Source organism: Mesorhizobium sp. M2E.F.Ca.ET.219.01.1.1 (genome assembly GCF_004016445.2).
GTDB lineage: Bacteria > Pseudomonadota > Alphaproteobacteria > Rhizobiales > Rhizobiaceae > Mesorhizobium.
The window spans coordinates 851,339-865,675 of the sequence record NZ_SADT02000002.1 but is presented as its reverse complement, the minus strand read 5'-3'; the positions used below and the strand labels follow the sequence as shown (position 1 = coordinate 865,675).

16 protein-coding genes are annotated in these 14,337 nt (G+C 64.2%); 10 read left to right on the top strand and 6 right to left on the bottom strand.

Annotated features, from left to right (window positions below; all coding sequences use genetic code 11):
* Window positions 1-15 precede the first annotated feature (15 nt).
* Window positions 16-1,608 (bottom strand): amidohydrolase, encoded by a 1,593-nt coding sequence (locus EN862_RS14670; protein ID WP_189401134.1) that lies wholly within the window; start codon window positions 1,606-1,608, stop codon window positions 16-18.
* 83 nt (window positions 1,609-1,691) lie between these two features.
* Between EN862_RS14670 and EN862_RS14665 the strand changes: the two genes are divergently transcribed.
* The 5 genes from EN862_RS14665 to EN862_RS14645 all read left to right on the top strand — a co-directional run bounded on the left by EN862_RS14665 (window position 1,692) and on the right by EN862_RS14645 (window position 6,883).
* A complete protein-coding gene (locus tag EN862_RS14665; RefSeq protein ID WP_040988345.1) occupies window positions 1,692-2,579 on the top strand; it encodes a LysR substrate-binding domain-containing protein in 888 nt (295 codons plus the stop codon).
* A 357-nt stretch (window positions 2,580-2,936) separates the two neighbouring features.
* Window positions 2,937-4,031 carry an ABC transporter ATP-binding protein gene (locus EN862_RS14660; RefSeq protein ID WP_127865028.1) on the top strand — a complete coding sequence of 365 codons (1,095 nt, stop codon included), beginning with the start codon at window positions 2,937-2,939 and terminating at the stop codon, window positions 4,029-4,031.
* Window positions 4,032-4,099: 68 nt separating this feature from the next.
* Window positions 4,100-5,215, top strand: a complete 1,116-nt coding sequence (locus EN862_RS14655; RefSeq protein WP_127865027.1) for an ABC transporter substrate-binding protein — start codon at window positions 4,100-4,102, stop codon at window positions 5,213-5,215.
* 22 nt (window positions 5,216-5,237) lie between these two features.
* Window positions 5,238-6,071 (top strand): ABC transporter permease, encoded by an 834-nt coding sequence (locus tag EN862_RS14650; protein ID WP_127865026.1) that lies wholly within the window; start codon window positions 5,238-5,240, stop codon window positions 6,069-6,071.
* A 5-nt stretch (window positions 6,072-6,076) separates the two neighbouring features.
* A complete protein-coding gene (locus EN862_RS14645; RefSeq protein ID WP_127865025.1) occupies window positions 6,077-6,883 on the top strand; it encodes an ABC transporter permease in 807 nt (268 codons plus the stop codon).
* A gap of 474 nt (window positions 6,884-7,357) precedes the next feature.
* Here EN862_RS14645 and EN862_RS14640 read toward each other — a convergent pair whose 3' ends face one another.
* The gene (locus EN862_RS14640; RefSeq protein ID WP_042638109.1) at window positions 7,358-7,717 is read right to left on the bottom strand and encodes a metalloregulator ArsR/SmtB family transcription factor; all 360 of its coding nucleotides are present in this window, start codon (window positions 7,715-7,717) and stop codon (window positions 7,358-7,360) included.
* Between the two features lie 419 nt (window positions 7,718-8,136).
* On the opposite strand from EN862_RS14640, the gene EN862_RS14635 reads away from it, so the two are divergent.
* Both EN862_RS14635 and EN862_RS14630 read left to right on the top strand, forming a co-directional pair.
* Window positions 8,137-8,340: a hypothetical protein gene (locus EN862_RS14635; RefSeq protein WP_095815975.1), complete on the top strand. Its 204-nt coding sequence runs from the start codon at window positions 8,137-8,139 to the stop codon at window positions 8,338-8,340.
* A 94-nt stretch (window positions 8,341-8,434) separates the two neighbouring features.
* Complete coding sequence (locus tag EN862_RS14630) at window positions 8,435-8,680, top strand: DUF982 domain-containing protein (RefSeq protein ID WP_127865024.1); 246 nt, start codon at window positions 8,435-8,437, stop codon at window positions 8,678-8,680.
* Window positions 8,681-8,835: 155 nt separating this feature from the next.
* Here EN862_RS14630 and EN862_RS36135 read toward each other — a convergent pair whose 3' ends face one another.
* Window positions 8,836-9,000 (bottom strand): hypothetical protein, encoded by a 165-nt coding sequence (locus EN862_RS36135; RefSeq protein ID WP_189401131.1) that lies wholly within the window; start codon window positions 8,998-9,000, stop codon window positions 8,836-8,838.
* Between the two features lie 263 nt (window positions 9,001-9,263).
* On the opposite strand from EN862_RS36135, the gene EN862_RS14625 reads away from it, so the two are divergent.
* The gene (locus EN862_RS14625) at window positions 9,264-9,506 is read left to right on the top strand and encodes a DUF982 domain-containing protein (RefSeq protein WP_095816412.1); all 243 of its coding nucleotides are present in this window, start codon (window positions 9,264-9,266) and stop codon (window positions 9,504-9,506) included.
* 305 nt (window positions 9,507-9,811) lie between these two features.
* On the opposite strand, the gene EN862_RS14620 is transcribed toward EN862_RS14625, so the two are convergent.
* Window positions 9,812-10,771 carry a glycosyltransferase gene (locus tag EN862_RS14620; protein ID WP_127865023.1) on the bottom strand — a complete coding sequence of 320 codons (960 nt, stop codon included), beginning with the start codon at window positions 10,769-10,771 and terminating at the stop codon, window positions 9,812-9,814.
* 21 nt (window positions 10,772-10,792) lie between these two features.
* On the bottom strand, window positions 10,793-11,374 hold the full coding sequence (locus EN862_RS37395) for a CatB-related O-acetyltransferase (RefSeq protein ID WP_127865022.1): 582 nt from the start codon (window positions 11,372-11,374) through the stop codon (window positions 10,793-10,795).
* Between the two features lie 198 nt (window positions 11,375-11,572).
* Between EN862_RS37395 and EN862_RS14610 the strand changes: the two genes are divergently transcribed.
* The gene (locus tag EN862_RS14610; protein ID WP_127865021.1) at window positions 11,573-12,358 is read left to right on the top strand and encodes a hypothetical protein; all 786 of its coding nucleotides are present in this window, start codon (window positions 11,573-11,575) and stop codon (window positions 12,356-12,358) included.
* Between the two features lie 11 nt (window positions 12,359-12,369).
* On the opposite strand, the gene EN862_RS14605 is transcribed toward EN862_RS14610, so the two are convergent.
* Window positions 12,370-13,242 carry an NmrA family NAD(P)-binding protein gene (locus EN862_RS14605; protein ID WP_127865020.1) on the bottom strand — a complete coding sequence of 291 codons (873 nt, stop codon included), beginning with the start codon at window positions 13,240-13,242 and terminating at the stop codon, window positions 12,370-12,372.
* A 143-nt stretch (window positions 13,243-13,385) separates the two neighbouring features.
* On the opposite strand from EN862_RS14605, the gene EN862_RS14600 reads away from it, so the two are divergent.
* On the top strand, window positions 13,386-14,291 hold the full coding sequence (locus EN862_RS14600; protein ID WP_127865019.1) for a LysR family transcriptional regulator: 906 nt from the start codon (window positions 13,386-13,388) through the stop codon (window positions 14,289-14,291).
* Window positions 14,292-14,337 lie beyond the last annotated feature (46 nt).

Below are 14,337 nucleotides of genomic sequence, written 5' to 3'. Positions count from 1 at the left end.
ATGTTCTGTTGATGGTCATGCGGTGGAAGCGGCCGGGATCCACCAGTCGCGCCCGCGCGGCGTGGTGACATATTCCGGCCAGCGGAAATTGATCGGGGGTTCGTAATCGCAAAGCGGCGCGATCCAGTTCGAGCCGCCGACGCCGCCGCCGGTTCGCTTGACGAACTCATCCATGGCGGCGTCACGCGCGACCTTGTCCTCCAGCAGGCGCAGCGCCGTCAGCGCGACCGTCTTGGCGGCGCAGGTGACCATCGGATCGATGGTGGCGGGGATGCCGCCCAGCGCGTTCATCGCCCAGGACGGATAGGAATGGCCCTTGGCCGCGCGCAATGCCGGACGGGCGACGTAAAAACGCGATGTCGGCGTGTGCCAGCTCATGTCAGTGTAGTCGTCGGAGGTGGAGTTCACCTGCGACGGCGGCAGGTCGCGGCGCAGGATCGCCTCGGCCTCCTGCGGCGTGATCAGCCGCTCCAGCTCGTCGATGAACGGATTCTCGGTCGCCTCGCCGCCGGCATTGACCTGAACCTCGCGGGCAATGGCCCTCGCCGCCTCGTCCCAGCGCGGCGCGCCGACGGTCGACAGCGCCTGATAGGTGATGTCGGCCATGGCGTTGTTGGCCAGCCCCGGCCGCGACTTCGACACCCAGTGGCGCTCGTAGCGGCAGCCGCTCATCCTGGCCGCCGCTTCGGCGTTGCGGTCGAGCACGGCCGTCACCTGCTCGGCCATGGCAATGGTCGGCACGCGGATCATGTACTGGATCTCGGCCAAGCCTGCTGGCAGGTTGTCGGCGGTCGCCTGGCCTGCCGTCAGGATCGCCTCGCTGATCGACCAGCCGCCCTGATGCGTCAGCATGGAATCGCGCAGCGCCTTGGAAGCCATGTACATCATCATCAGCGCGTCATTGGCGCCCGGCGCCCTGACCGCCGAATGCGCCTGCGGGATGGGTGCTGCATCGCTCGCGCGGCCCCAGTTCTGCGGTTCGTCGCAGACGAAGCGATAGATCATCGAATAGGCGGCGCCGCAATGCGTGTCCCAGCGCGCGGTGTTGCAGAGCGGCAGCATGTAGAAGGGATGGAAGGAGATCATGCCGGCAAGGCCGTCATAATAGCCTTTTGCCGCATGGATCGGCTTCGAGCCCCTCACCTTCTCGGCCGGCTCGCCAGTGAAGCGCAAAGTGCCGGTAATGCCGTGCTGCTGCATAGCGGCCTTGGTGGCCAGAAGCCCGCCGAGGCTGCCGATGCCGAGGCCCGAATGCGGGTCGGTATGGCCGCCTGCTTCAAAGCCCAGGCCGGATCGCGGCTGCTTCACCACTGCTGCGTCCTGGCAGTTTCCGGGCACGGCGTCATACTCGCCATACATGCCGATCACCGGGCCGTCGCCATTCGTCCAATGAGCGCAGAAGGCCGTCGGCATGCCGCCCGAGCCTTCCTCGACCGAGAAGCCCTCGCGCTTCAGCAGCTCCACATACCAGGCCGCCGACTGGTACTCGCGCCAGGCGGTCTCGCCGAAATCGAAGATGGTGCGCGTCCAGGCCGACAGCAGCGGCTGGATGCTGTCGATCGTGGCAAGCGCGGTTTCCTGCGCGGAACTCGTCACCGGTTTGTCCATGGGTCCAAGAAAAGCAGTGAAGCGGCTCGTCAAAAAGTGATATGTTTTCCCGGCTCGTGCAAATTCGGTTCACCTGAGGCCTCTTGCGAATACCGTCCACGCAGGCGCTGCGCGCCCTAGACAGTTTTGCCCGTCACGGCAGCGTATGGCGCGCCGCCGACGAGCTTCACCTCACCCGCAGCGCCGTCTCGCACCAGCTTCGCCTGCTCGAGCGCGACCTCGGCTTCGATCTCCTGCAGCGGATCGGCAAGGGCGTGGCGCTGACGCCGCGCGGCCAGCGCTACGCGGCCGATGTCAGGAAGGCGCTGACCGTGCTCGGCGACGCGAGGACGCAGAACAGCGGCGCCGGGGTCGGCGGCTCATTTGCCATCTCCTGTCCGCCGGGCTTCGCCTCGATGTTCCTGTGCACCCATATCGGCGAATTCCAGCAGATGTATCCGGACGTGACGCTCTCGGTGCTCACGCCGCGGCGGCTCGACGACGTCTCAAATCCGGATGCCGATGCCTTCATCGCCTTCGGCGTCGGCAACTGGCCGAACCGGGCGGTGGAACTGCTGTGCGAAGTCTCCTTCACGCCGCTCTGCAGCCCGAGATTGCTCAACAAGGTCGGCGGTTTTTCCAAACCCGCCGACGTGCTGCGCGCCAGCCTGCTCCATCTTTCCGACACCGAGGACTGGGCGCGCTGGCTGGCGCTGTCCAAGGTGGAAAATCCCGATACCGAAGGCGGCATCTTCTTTTCCGACATGAACCTTGTCTTCTCGGCGGCGATCGCCGGCCAGGGCATTGCGCTGGGCGACGAGCTGACCGGCCGCCAGGCGCTGAGCGAAGGCCGGCTGGTCAAGCCGTTCGAGGCGACCGTCCCCTCGCCGCGATCCTATTTCCTCGTTTTCGAGCACGCCAAGGCGGGGCACCCGGTGCTCAATGCCTTCGGCGACTGGCTGAGGGCGAAGCTGTCGGAGAGCAGGGTTTAGATTGAGGGCTGCCGCCATCTCCGGTCGTCATCCTCGGGCTTGACCCGAGGATCCATGACGTTGGCCGAAGGGTGCGGCGGGCGAGAATTCTGGACCGTTGCAACGCTCGTATGTAACGGCATGGATTCCAGGGTCTGCGCGCGTCGCTTCGCTCCTTGCTCCGCCCTGGAATGACGACGGCACGAATGCCTTGGCTAATCGCGAACGTTCGTGAGCACGCCGGACGCCGGTAAACGCTCCGGCCGGCAACGACCCACCCACCCGTGAATCAAATTTGCCGATCAGGCGAAAACTATTCGGTTGCGGTGAGCCGCAGCCATGCCTACGATTTCATTGGGAACTGAGGAAAGAGCCAGGATGCAGCAACCCGGCCGGGCCGCAGAAATCAAGGCGAACGGGATCGGCAAGAGCTTCGGCTCGTTCCGGGCGCTCGACAATCTGTCGCTCGATATCGGCCGCGGCGAGTTCCTCACGCTGCTTGGCCCCTCCGGCTCGGGCAAGACCACCTTCCTGATGATCCTCGCCGGCTTCGTGCAGCCGAGCGAGGGCAAGCTTTTCAGCGACGGCGTCGACATCACCAACCGGCCGGCCGAGCAGCGCGCCGCCGGCATGGTGTTCCAGGGCTATGCGCTCTTTCCGCATATGAGTGTGGAGCAGAACATCGCCTTCCCGCTCAAGGTGCGCAAGAAATCCGCTTCGGAGATCAAGCAGCGCGTCGGCGAGATGGTCGAGCGCGTCGGCTTGAAGGGTCATGAGAAGAAGCTGCCGGCGCAGCTTTCGGGCGGCCAGCAGCAGCGCGTGGCGCTGGCCCGCGCGCTGGTGTTCGAGCCGGGCGTGCTCTTGCTCGACGAGCCGTTCTCGGCGCTGGACAAGAGCCTGCGCGGCCAGATGCAGGCCGAGATGAAGCGGCTGCACCAGGAGACCGGCACCACCTTCGTCTTCGTCACCCACGACCAGAGCGAGGCGCTGGCGCTGTCGTCGCGCGTCGCCATCTTCAACCATGGCAAGCTCTTGCAGGTGGGCAGGCCAGATGAAGTCTATGACAGGCCGGCCAACCGCTTCGTCGCCGAGTTCCTGGGCGAGATCAACATGCTGCCGGTGAAGGGCGTGCGCCCCGCCGACAATGGCGCCACCGGGCTCTGCGAGGACCGCGCGGTCAACATGCGCTGCAAGGCCGAAGCGATCAAAGGCGACGCGATCCTCGCCATTCGTCCCGAGGACATGTCGATCGCGCCGGAAGCGTCAGTCAACCAGAACGGCATCGCCGCGACCGCCGTCGCCTCGACCTATCTGGGTGCGGCGACCAAGCTCGACCTCACCACGCGCCAGGGCGCCAAGGTCACCGTCTCGGTGCCGAACGAGGTCGCGGCCGCGGCTTTGAGCAAAGGCAATTCCGTCTGGCTGACCTGGCCGGCCGAAAAAGGTTTCCTCCTTCCGGACGGAGGACAATGAGCGCTGCTGCGGCCTGATATCGCCGCACCGGCTTCCGGATCAGATCAACGACAACAAGGGGAACTGACATGACGAACGATACGAAGAAACAGGCGATGGAAAACCTTGCCGGGCGGGCAAAGCGCGGCGAGATCTCGCGCCGCCAGTTCGCGCAGCTTGCCGGCCTCGTGCTGGCCGGCACGCCGATGCTGCTGCGCTCGACCGGCGCTTATGCAGAGACCAAAGGGCTGGTGCTGGTCAACTGGGGCGGCGACGCCATCACGGCCTACGACGCCGCCTATGGCCAGGCCTTCACCAAGGACACCGGCATCCCGGTCAAGATGGACGGCTCGGGTCCGACGGAAGGCGCGATCGCCGCGCAGTTCAAGAGTGGCGCGCCAACCTGGGACCTGGTTGACGTCGATCCGTTCTCGGCCATCACGCTCGGCGCCCAGGGCATGCTCGAGCCGATCGACTACAAGGTCGTCGACAAAAGTAAGATGAGGCCGGGCTTCGGCTGGGAGTACGCCGCGTCGACCTACTTCTTCTCCTACGTCATCGCCTACGACTCGCAGAAATTCGGTTCCAACGCGCCGACCGGCATGGCCGACTTCTTCGACGTCAAGAAATTCCCGGGCAAGCGTTCGCTCTACAAATGGGGCGTGTCGAGCTGGGAAGCGGCTTTGTTGGCCGACGGCGTGGCGCCCGCCTCGCTCTATCCGCTCGATCTGAAGCGCGCGCATGACAAGATCGCCGCCTTCAAGGAAAACGTCGTCTCCTATTGGGGCGGCGGCGCCGAAAGCCAGAGCGTGCTGCTCAACGGCGAGGCCTCGATGGCGATCGTCTGGTCGACCCGCGCCTCGCTAATCGAGCAGGACTCGGGCGGCCAGATCAAGTTCATCTGGGACCAGGGCCTGATCTCGCCCGGCGCGCTCGCAGTGCTGAAGAACAACCCCGGCGGCAAGGACGCGGCGATGAAGTTCATCGCCAGCACCCAGGATCCGCAGAAGGAACTGGTGATGTTCGACAAGCTCGGCCAAGGCCCGGCGAACCCGGCAGCCGACGCGCTGATCCCGGCCGACAAGAAGCGCATCAATCCTGTCGATCCGGCGAACATGGCCAAGCAGATTCCGCTCGACATGGACTGGTACGCCAAGAACTACGGCGCGGCGCTCGACGAATACACCAAGATCATCTCGGCCTAAGCAAGCCGAGATTTTCAGACCTATGAGCGGCACCCTCTCCGACAGGATGGGCGCGGCGCTGCTGATGGCGCCGCTGCTCCTGTTCCTCGTCCTTGCCTATGCCTGGCCGTTCCTCGGCGTGGTGAAGTGGAGTTTTACGCTTCCCACGCCCGGGCTCGGCCAGTACCACGCTTTGCTCACCGACGAGCTGGTGCAGTCGGTGTTCATCCGCACGCTGCGCATCGCGGCAATCGTCACCGTGGTTTCCGTCACCGCCGCATACGCCATCACCGTGGTGTGGGTGCGCGGCAGCCCGGTGCAGCGCGTGTTGGCCGAGTTCTGCATCCTGGTGCCGTTCTGGATCTCGGTGCTGACGCGCGCCTTCGGCTGGGTGGCGCTGCTCTCCAACCGCGGCCTGATCAACACCTGGCTGCAATCGATCGGCTTCATCTCGGAGCCGCTGACCCTGGTGCGCAACGAATTCGGCGTCATCGTCGGCATGTCGCATTTTTTGATCCCCTTCGCCGTGTTTCCGCTGGCATCGGCCATGCGCAGCCTGGACGAGCGCGTGCTGCTCGCGGCGCGCGGACTGGGCTCCAGCCGCATGCGCACCTTCTGGACGGTGTTCGTGCCTATGACGCGCTCCGGTATCATCGGCTCTGCGATGATCACCTTCGTCTTCTCGCTCGGCTTCTTCGTCACGCCGGCGATCCTCGGGGGCGGCCGCAGCGTGATGATCGCGGAGCTCATCTATCTCCGCATCTTCCAGAGCCCGGACTGGGGGCTGGGCGCTGCGATCAGCGTCGTGCTGGTGGTGTTCGTCGGCGCGCTGATGGCGCTGCTTTTCCGCTACGTGAAACCGAAGCAATTGGTGTAGCCGCGATGCCGACCTACCGTCCTGGTCCCGTCTCGCTCATCCTCGCCGTGCTGGTGGCGTTGTTCCTTTTGATGCCGCTGCTTGCCGTCATCCCGGTGTCGCTGACGCCGAGCCGCATGCTGACCATGCCGACGGGTGAACTGTCGCTGCGCCACTACCGCTCGCTCATCGAGGATCCGCGCTGGCTGGACTCCATCCTGCTGTCGATCCGCATCGGCGTGGTGAGCAGCGCGCTTTCCACGGTGCTGGCACTTACCTTCAGCCTGGGCGTGTGGATGTTCCAGCCGCGTTTCACCGCCGCTCTCGTCGGCTTCGTGCTGCTGCCGATGGTGGTGCCGCCGGTGGTCTCGGCGGTGACGCTCTATTTCCTGCTCACCTCGGTCTCCGGCCTCACCTCGTTCTTCGGCTATGACACGTGGCTGGGTGTCGCGATGGCGCATTCGGTGATGACGGTGCCTTTCGCCACCGTGCTCATCCTCGTCTCGCTCAGCCAGCTCGACCGACGCATCGACCTTGCCGCGCGCGGGCTCGGCGCAAGCGTGTGGGAACGCGCGACGCGCGTTATCATGCCCAACATCAAATTCGGCATCGTCACCGCCGCCCTGCTCTCCTTCGTGCTCTCCTGGGAAGAGATCGGCGTGACTTTGTTCATCACCTCGGTGAATGCGATCACGCTGCCGCGCCTGATGTGGATGGGCCTGCGCGACAATATCGATCCGGCGATCGCGGCGCTTTCGGTGATCCTGATCGTCATCACGGTGCTGGTGCTGGCGGTGAGGAGCGTGATCACCAGACAGAAGGTGTCGCCATAGAGCGGTTTGCCGTTCAGGGAAACGGCGGACCGTTCTTTTTGACGCGGTCCGTAGGGAAAACCGCCCGCACCTTCCCAAAAATTGCTCCGATCCAGAAACGAAAGAGGCCCGCCGGAGCGGCGAGCCTCTTTACGGAGCCGAAGTGGAAGCTCGGCGCCGTCATGATCCGGGGGTGTGGATCGACTCGAAATCTAGCCAACAAGGCTCAGCCGGACGACTTACAAATCCGTAAACTTTGATCGGTCCGCGCGCCCACCGCGCAGGAAAAGCCTGTCCTATCAGCGGCTTGCCGGGAGCATCCGGCGTCGAGGCAGCACCCGTCAAAGAAACGTGATGTATCGTCTGTCCGGCCGGCGGGGCGGCGGAACGGCTTGGAGGTGCAGGAAAGCCGGGCGGCGTCGCGACGCGGCCCGCGCCATCAAGGCGCCGCGCCGGACGAAGGCCCCCCGGCCTCGTCCGCGCTTGGCAGTCCGTTCAGGCGGCCTGCGGCCGCCGCATCCTCTCGACGAAGGCCTGCCTTGCCGGTCCGGCAAGCGGCTTGTCCGTGGCCAGCAGGCCGTCGAGCAGCGCCAGAAGTTCGCGCGCCGCCGAAGACTTGCAGGAATAGTAGACCATCTGACGATCGCGGCGGGTTTCGACCAGGCCAAACCTGCGCAGTTTGGCCAGGTGTTGCGACAGCGCCGATTGGCTGAGTTCGACCTTGTCGGCGAGCACGCCGACAGAGAGTTCGCCCTCGGCCAGGTAGTTCATGATGAGCAGACGCTTCTCGTTGCCCATCACCGCAAGAAAGGCTGCCGCGCTTTCTGCGTTGGCGGTAAGTTTCTTCGTAACCATCGATTTCCCCATGGTTCATGCTCTTCCGAAGGCCATGGGGGCAAATGGCTTCAGAGTTCCAGAGCGTTGGTGGGCATGCCCCGATTCGACACGGGACCTGCCCTGCTTCTTTTTCGACCAGAACCCCTTCGTAACCCGGTTGCCACCACGCCGGAGTCGCTGGTCTCGGACAGTACGCGCGGTGCTTTTTCGGGCTCAAGTCAATGCAGACTCGGAAAAATTCCGCGCTGCTAATGCGTATCAGCGCAGCGCTCGTTCGGCAAGAATATAACGAGGCTCGGCAAAATGGCGGCCAGCCGCTGGCAAGAGCGGCGTCAGCCGAAGTGCATGGCAAGCTTACCTCGCCGCGACTCACGCTCAACTTTGAAGCATGCTAGTATTAACCGGGCAAGAAAGGAGCCCGGCTCAAGGAGGAAGCCATGTCCATTGCGTCCAATGCCCGCAACACATTCACTCCCGACGAGACGGCGATGCTTGGCCGTGTCTATGAGAATGGCAGCATCAAGGGCGAGACCGCCGAGCAGAAGGAAGCACGCGCCTCGCGCATCATCGCCAATTACATGGCCGGCATCACCGACGAGGCGGAACTGATCGAGCTTTCGCGCAGGCCGCTTGGAAGATGAGCAAGGTGCTCCGCCCGCGCGAGCCAGCTTCACGTTAAGTCGACGCGGAACGCAACGGTAGAACATCGCGTTCCGACATGTTCGGGAGGTTGCGATGATCCAGGGATGGTTCTCCAGGCCGGTTGAAGTCGCCGTCGGCGTTTCCGGCTCGATCCGCCACATATCCAACGCCGAACAAGCCGCCGAACTGCTGACCGGCCAATGGCGCGATGCCGGCAGCTCGCTGCATGGCGAGGCGCTGCGGGCCTGCCGCCGGGCGATCCGCGGCGACGTCCCGGCCGACGCCGCCAGGGAGGCCTTCATCGCGGCCGCGCGCGAAGCGCATGTGCTGATCGAATAGGACGTGGCGGCGGCGTGTTGCTCGAGCCTGCCTATCGATAGATAAGCCACAAAAGCACCAGCACCGCGAACACCGCCGGAGAGAGCAGGATTCCGGCCCGGAAAATGCACATGGCCAGTGAAAGCGGCGTGAGCATGCCTGGCGGCGCCGGCCCCCTATCGATTGCGCGAGTTGACGCGAAACCGACACGCGGTTCGAAACGCGCGCAACCGATCCGCTTCAGCATGCAAGCGGTTTTGCCGGACCTCGTCGTAGAGCCCGAAAGCGGTCGCCATCAACGTCGCGGCGGTCATGGCGAGTGCAAGCACGGCGATAATCATGAGAGGTCTTCCCGCGTTTCATCAGCCTGGCGGGTTCATTAGCGCAGCCAGCGAGGTGCTGCAGTGACTTTGGTCACACGATTTCGGCCATCCGGAATCGCTGAAGAGCTCGTCCCGACGCTGCCCATCGTCACCTCGAAATTCTTCGGAACCTAATGCGTGGTGGTTGGTTAACGCGCGGGTCGGCAATCGCCCTCGGCCTGCATCGGCGCCACCCGGCGCTGATTGCTTGCCCAAAGACGATCATAAGAACGGAGAAAGTGATGAACGATGTCTGGTTTTCCGAACCAGTCGTGATCGATTTCCAGCCAAACGGCCAGCGCAAGGTATCGAGCTGCTTCGAGGCGATGGAATGCCTCGACCAACGTTGGCCGGGACAGGCGCGCGACGGCGCCTGGCGTTCGGCGAGCCGCGTCTGCCGCGACGCGCTTGACGGCCTGCGCAGCCCGGTGGAAGCCCGCAAGACGCTGCGTAAGGCGGCCAAGGTCGCCGGACTGCTGGCGTAGCCTCGATTTCCCATGGCGTCCCGTTGGGGCGTCACCAAGCCCGTCGCGGTTTCCCATTGCCGCGGCGGGCTTCCATTTTCATAGGGAGCGAAATTACGGCCGGCGCATACTGCGGAACGCGTTACAGCACGCATCCCGTGGGGTACATGAAAACGCCGGCCGCTGGGCTTCGGGGCTGCCTGACGGGTTCAGGCCTTCCCATTTCGGCGAGTCGGGCGCCGGGCCGCAACGCCAGCGCCGGAGCATGGTAAACGCACGGTTACTATCCACAGCGCATGGTCAATCAGGCAAGCAGCCAGCCCTGGTCAGGCGAAACCGCCAAGCACTTCCGGAAACTCGACCGCCATGGCGCCTTCATCTGCCTGCCTGGCATAGATCGCGTGCATCCTGCTGCCGTCATATCTGGCCCTGCGGCGCTGCACGTCCTTGCCGAACAGGCCGGCAACCGCGTCGAAGCGCCGGAAGAAGCGCTTCACCACGCCGCGCTCGAAGGGTATGCGCTGCTGGAAAGGCCTGCCCCAGGGCGTCTCCCTTGCCAGATCCCGCCAGATGCGCAGCGCGTCGAGTTCGACCCCGACCTGATTGCCCCATGGCTTGCCGCCCGCGAAATGCCTGGCCCAGGCTTGCGAGAAGCGGAATTCTCTCGTTCCGAGCGATTGCAGGTTCCAGTTTGGATGCATCGTCTGCCATTTGCCCTCGAAGGCGACGTTCAGGGCATTTTGATCATTCATCTTGCCATCGATGGCGGTCTTTCGCGTGCGCTCCAGCAGCGCACTCTCCCGGACGGCGTTCATATCGAAGACGACGACGCCGGAATTGAAATATGGCGCGCCGGGCGCCAGCCTGAGCTTCTGCCGGTAAGAGGGCCGGAAATACATGTAGTCGTCATGCGCGGCGAGCAGCGGCGCGCGCAGCCGCTGTCCGGCCAGATCATTGATGTCCCGGTTGAAGAGAACGTCGCAATCCGTATACGCGATGCGGTCATACGGTTCGAACACCGGAAACCGATCGGCGAAAAGCCGAACGTAAGCGGCAATGCTGTAGGTTCCGAAGCGAAAGCCGAAATTCGTCATGAAGTCGGTGACATCGACCAGCTCGACCTTGCCTTTCAGCAGATGCCGGGCGACTTCAAGATCCGCCTGGCTCGCACCGGTGTAGAGCAGAAAGCCGTCGATCGGGGTGGAGACATCCAGTATCCGGCGCGCTGTCAGGCAGGCATATGGAAAGTAGCCGGCATCCGTCGCCAGGAAGAAACACGACTTCATCGTTCCACTAACCGCTGCCCATCATTTCGTTGCGGTGCCTGCCACAGAATGCCTCTCGATAAAAGTCTCGATCGGGCCGGTAAGCAGACCCGCCTCGCGTTTGACCTTGTCATCGTCCCAACGCCACCATTGGATGGCGAGCAGCTTCACGACGATGTCCTGCGAGAACCGGTATCTGATCAACCTTGCCGGGGAACCGCCGACGATGGCGTAGGGCGGCACGTTCTTCGTGACCACCGCCCCTGCCCCGATGACGGCGCCATCACCGATTTCGACGCCGGGCAAAATCATGGCGCCATGGCCGATCCAGACATCGTTGCCGACGGTGATGCCGCCCGGTCTGCCGCCATTCGAGACCGGCTCGGGCTGCTTCAGCAGCCGGCTGTGGATGGGGAATGACGTCGCGCTTCCGGTCGGATGCTGGCCCGAGCACATGAAAAGCACCTGACCCGCGACCGAGCAGAAGGCGCCAACCCGCAGAGGCGCGTCCTTCGAAGGGAACAAGACCTTTCGCCATGTCACGCCGTAGGTGTGACGGCCGACCGTCACATGCTCCGGCAATCTGGAGCGCACATCCTTCAGCCATTTGGAAAGCGCTGACATCCAGTTACCTCTCCGACGCTCCCGCCGACATAGCCCCGGATCGGCCGGGCCATCAACCAGGAAGTTCGGACGGGCGCAAGCGACTGATCGGCCAAGTGTTCCGCAGCCGCCGCGCCGGCATGGGAGGAACTTTTGGGTGGATCGCGGATGCATGTGTTGATAGGGGAGGATCCCGGACACTTCTCCCCAACCGATCGAATGAACGACGTTTTTGGCTATATCGCGTATGGCGATAACGAGGTCTATCACCTTGGCGCGCTGCTCAGCGCGCTCAAGCTTTTGCACAATTGCCCTGGCGCCAAGATAATCGTCGCAACCGACAGGCCCGAGCTTTTTCGCCAATACCCCTTGAAGACGATCGCTATAACCGCCGACCAGAAAGAGGTGATGTCTTTCGGCTGGCGCTATCATTTCGGCATCAAGGCCGGGTGCCTGATCGAGATCCTGAAGCGGGCCGACCGCCTCATTTTCATGGACTCCGACCATTACCCTTATGCCGATCCTTCCAAGGGGTTTCGGCAGATTTCTCCGACCCGTTCCTTCATGCGCAAGTGCGAGGGCCAGCATCGGCGCTATCCGGTTCTCTCGGGCAAGGGCGTCAAGATCGGGCACTATACCCTGACAGGCCATGAACCGATGTGGCAAAGCGGAATCCTCGGCGTTCATCGGGCCAATGCCGGGGCGTTGACCGAGGCATATTCCGCGATGCTGGCCGTGCGCGAGTTGACCAGGACGGACGCGCCGGAGCAGTTCTGCATCGGCGTTGCGCTCTCCCAGGGCGGCCTGGCTCTCGGCCGGCACAACCTTCCCGTCAGCGACTACAACACGCGGGGAAAGAAGGCGTTCGCCAGTCCGCGCGTGCTGCAGTTCTTCAGAGCTTACGGCGAGGCGCCAATTGCCGAGCAGATAAGGAGAGCCGGCTGGTATCGCCTTTGGCGGGCTCCGATGGACCTGTGGCGCCAGCGCGACAAGTGGTCGCTTTAGTCCGGCCGTCATTAGGCATGGCGAGACATGCCTACGATCTCCGCAATCGCCTCGTCTATCCCGATGCGGCCCTTGCGCCTTCGCGCATTTGGATCGCGAAAGTCGATCCAGCCTTCGTTGAAGCCGTCGAGCATGCGCATGCGCATTTCGGGATGTCGCATGCCCTGGTCGCGGAAGATCGTCTCCCAGCGCTCGCGCGGGACGAGACGCGCCTCGACATTGCGGCCGAGGGCCTTGGCAAAGGCTGCGGCGATTTGGTTCGGCGACACCCGGTGTTGCGCTTCCAGTTCGATCACCCGGTGGCCGCTCCAATCCTCAAGCAAGAGTTCCGCGGCCGTCCTGCCGACATCGGCGGCCGAGATCATCGCGACCGGTCGATCGAGCGGCTGGAGGTAGCTGTCGATCACGCCCCGGTCGCGCGCCGAGGCGATGTCCCACTGGGCGTTCTCCATGAACCAGGCGGCGCGCAGGAACGTCACGGCCACGGCCAGGTCCGCAAGCGCCTCTTCCAGCAGGCGCAGCACATTGAGCAGATTGGGTTCGGCGGCATCCGCGCCGATCGTCGACAGCACGACCACCTTGGGCGGCAGCGCCCTATGCAGGGCCTCGCGGACGACGGCGATCCTCGGCAGCACGTCCGGGAAATCGGGTTCGGCATCATAGACCGGCGGCAACAGGATGAACGCGCCCTCGACGCCCGAAAGCGCCGCGGCAAGCGGCCCGGGGTCGCCGAGATCGGCGACAGCGACCTCGCAGCCTTTGGCCAGCCACGGCGCGCCCTTGGCTTCGTCGCGAACAACGGCTCGAACCTTGTGGCCTGATGCCAGCAGTGTCTCGGCAAGGACGCCGCCGACGCGGCCGGTAATGGCGGTAATTGCGAACATGATCTTTCCTTCGTTGTGGTGCTGACCAGCATCACGGCCGACGGGGCGGTCAGCGGTCTCTGGCCGGTCTTTTCACACCCTTTGCTTGCTGATCCCAGCGCCGATATGTCATCATAATCCGGACTTCAGGTTGGGAATTGCACATGCCCTATGACGGAAGATTGCTGTCCGGCGTGACGGTGCTGATGGCGGTGGTCGAAGCCGGCTCGATGGCGCGGGCAGCGGACGCGCTCGGCATGACCGCGTCGGGGGTCGGCCGCGCCATCCAGCGGCTGGAGGCCCGCATCGGCGTCAGGCTGCTCGACCGCACGACCCGCACCATGCACCTGACGGACGAAGGGCGGCGCTTCCACGAGCGGGTCGGCCCTCACCTCGACGGCATCGAGGAGGCGGCGGTCGAGGCCACCGGCGCCACCTCGGTGGTTCGCGGCAGGCTGCGCGTCAATGTCGATCCATTCTTCTCGCAACTGGTGCTGGCCGGGCACGCGGGCCGGTTCCTGGCGCTCTATCCGGAGCTTCGCCTCGAACTCATCATGCGCGACGCGGTGGGCGACCTGGTGGCGGACGGGTTCGATCTTGCCTTGCGCTTCGGCGATCCACCGGCCGGCTCATTCACCGCGCGCAAGCTGTTCGAGACGCGCATACTCACCGTCGCGGCGCCTGCCTATATCGAGCGCCGGGGCCGTCCGCGGCGCCCTGCCGACCTGCCCGACCACGACGCCATCGATTTCTGGGACGCCGCGCATGGCCGCGCCTATGAGTGGGAATTCCGCCGCGGCAACGAGGCGCTACCGGTCAGCGTCCAAACGCGGCTGATGACCTCCGACGCGCCGACCATGCTCAACGCCTGCCTTGCCGGCGCCGGCATCGCGCAGGTGCTGGAATTCGCCACGCGCGAGCAGGTTCGTGACGGCCGGCTGATCGACCTGTTTCCGGACTGGTCGGACGAGCTCTTCCCGCTCCACGCGATCTACCCCTCACGACAATACCGCACCGCCAAGGTGCGGGCGTTCGTGGAGTTTGTGATGGAACTGCTGGCGGAGGTTTAAATCGACGACCAAGCGCAGCAGGCCCGCCCGCTGCCCTATTTCGCAC

Excerpts from the sequence above, each read along its gene's own strand:
- EN862_RS14620 (WP_127865023.1), bottom strand. The coding sequence starts at position 10,771 with ATGAAGTCGTGTTTCTTCCTGGCGACGGATGCCGGCTACTTTCCATAT.
- EN862_RS14670 (WP_189401134.1), bottom strand. The coding sequence starts at position 1,608 with ATGGACAAACCGGTGACGAGTTCCGCGCAGGAAACCGCGCTTGCCACG.
- EN862_RS14600 (WP_127865019.1), top strand. The coding sequence starts at position 13,386 with ATGCCCTATGACGGAAGATTGCTGTCCGGCGTGACGGTGCTGATGGCG.
- EN862_RS36135 (WP_189401131.1), bottom strand. The coding sequence starts at position 9,000 with ATGATTATCGCCGTGCTTGCACTCGCCATGACCGCCGCGACGTTGATG.
- EN862_RS14605 (WP_127865020.1), bottom strand. The coding sequence starts at position 13,242 with ATGTTCGCAATTACCGCCATTACCGGCCGCGTCGGCGGCGTCCTTGCC.
- EN862_RS14660 (WP_127865028.1), top strand. The coding sequence starts at position 2,937 with ATGCAGCAACCCGGCCGGGCCGCAGAAATCAAGGCGAACGGGATCGGC.
- EN862_RS14630 (WP_127865024.1), top strand. The coding sequence starts at position 8,435 with ATGATCCAGGGATGGTTCTCCAGGCCGGTTGAAGTCGCCGTCGGCGTT.
- EN862_RS14645 (WP_127865025.1), top strand. The coding sequence starts at position 6,077 with ATGCCGACCTACCGTCCTGGTCCCGTCTCGCTCATCCTCGCCGTGCTG.
- EN862_RS14635 (WP_095815975.1), top strand. The coding sequence starts at position 8,137 with ATGTCCATTGCGTCCAATGCCCGCAACACATTCACTCCCGACGAGACG.
- EN862_RS37395 (WP_127865022.1), bottom strand. The coding sequence starts at position 11,374 with ATGTCAGCGCTTTCCAAATGGCTGAAGGATGTGCGCTCCAGATTGCCG.
- EN862_RS14610 (WP_127865021.1), top strand. The coding sequence starts at position 11,573 with ATGAACGACGTTTTTGGCTATATCGCGTATGGCGATAACGAGGTCTAT.
- EN862_RS14655 (WP_127865027.1), top strand. The coding sequence starts at position 4,100 with ATGACGAACGATACGAAGAAACAGGCGATGGAAAACCTTGCCGGGCGG.
- EN862_RS14625 (WP_095816412.1), top strand. The coding sequence starts at position 9,264 with ATGAACGATGTCTGGTTTTCCGAACCAGTCGTGATCGATTTCCAGCCA.
- EN862_RS14640 (WP_042638109.1), bottom strand. The coding sequence starts at position 7,717 with ATGGTTACGAAGAAACTTACCGCCAACGCAGAAAGCGCGGCAGCCTTT.
- EN862_RS14650 (WP_127865026.1), top strand. The coding sequence starts at position 5,238 with ATGAGCGGCACCCTCTCCGACAGGATGGGCGCGGCGCTGCTGATGGCG.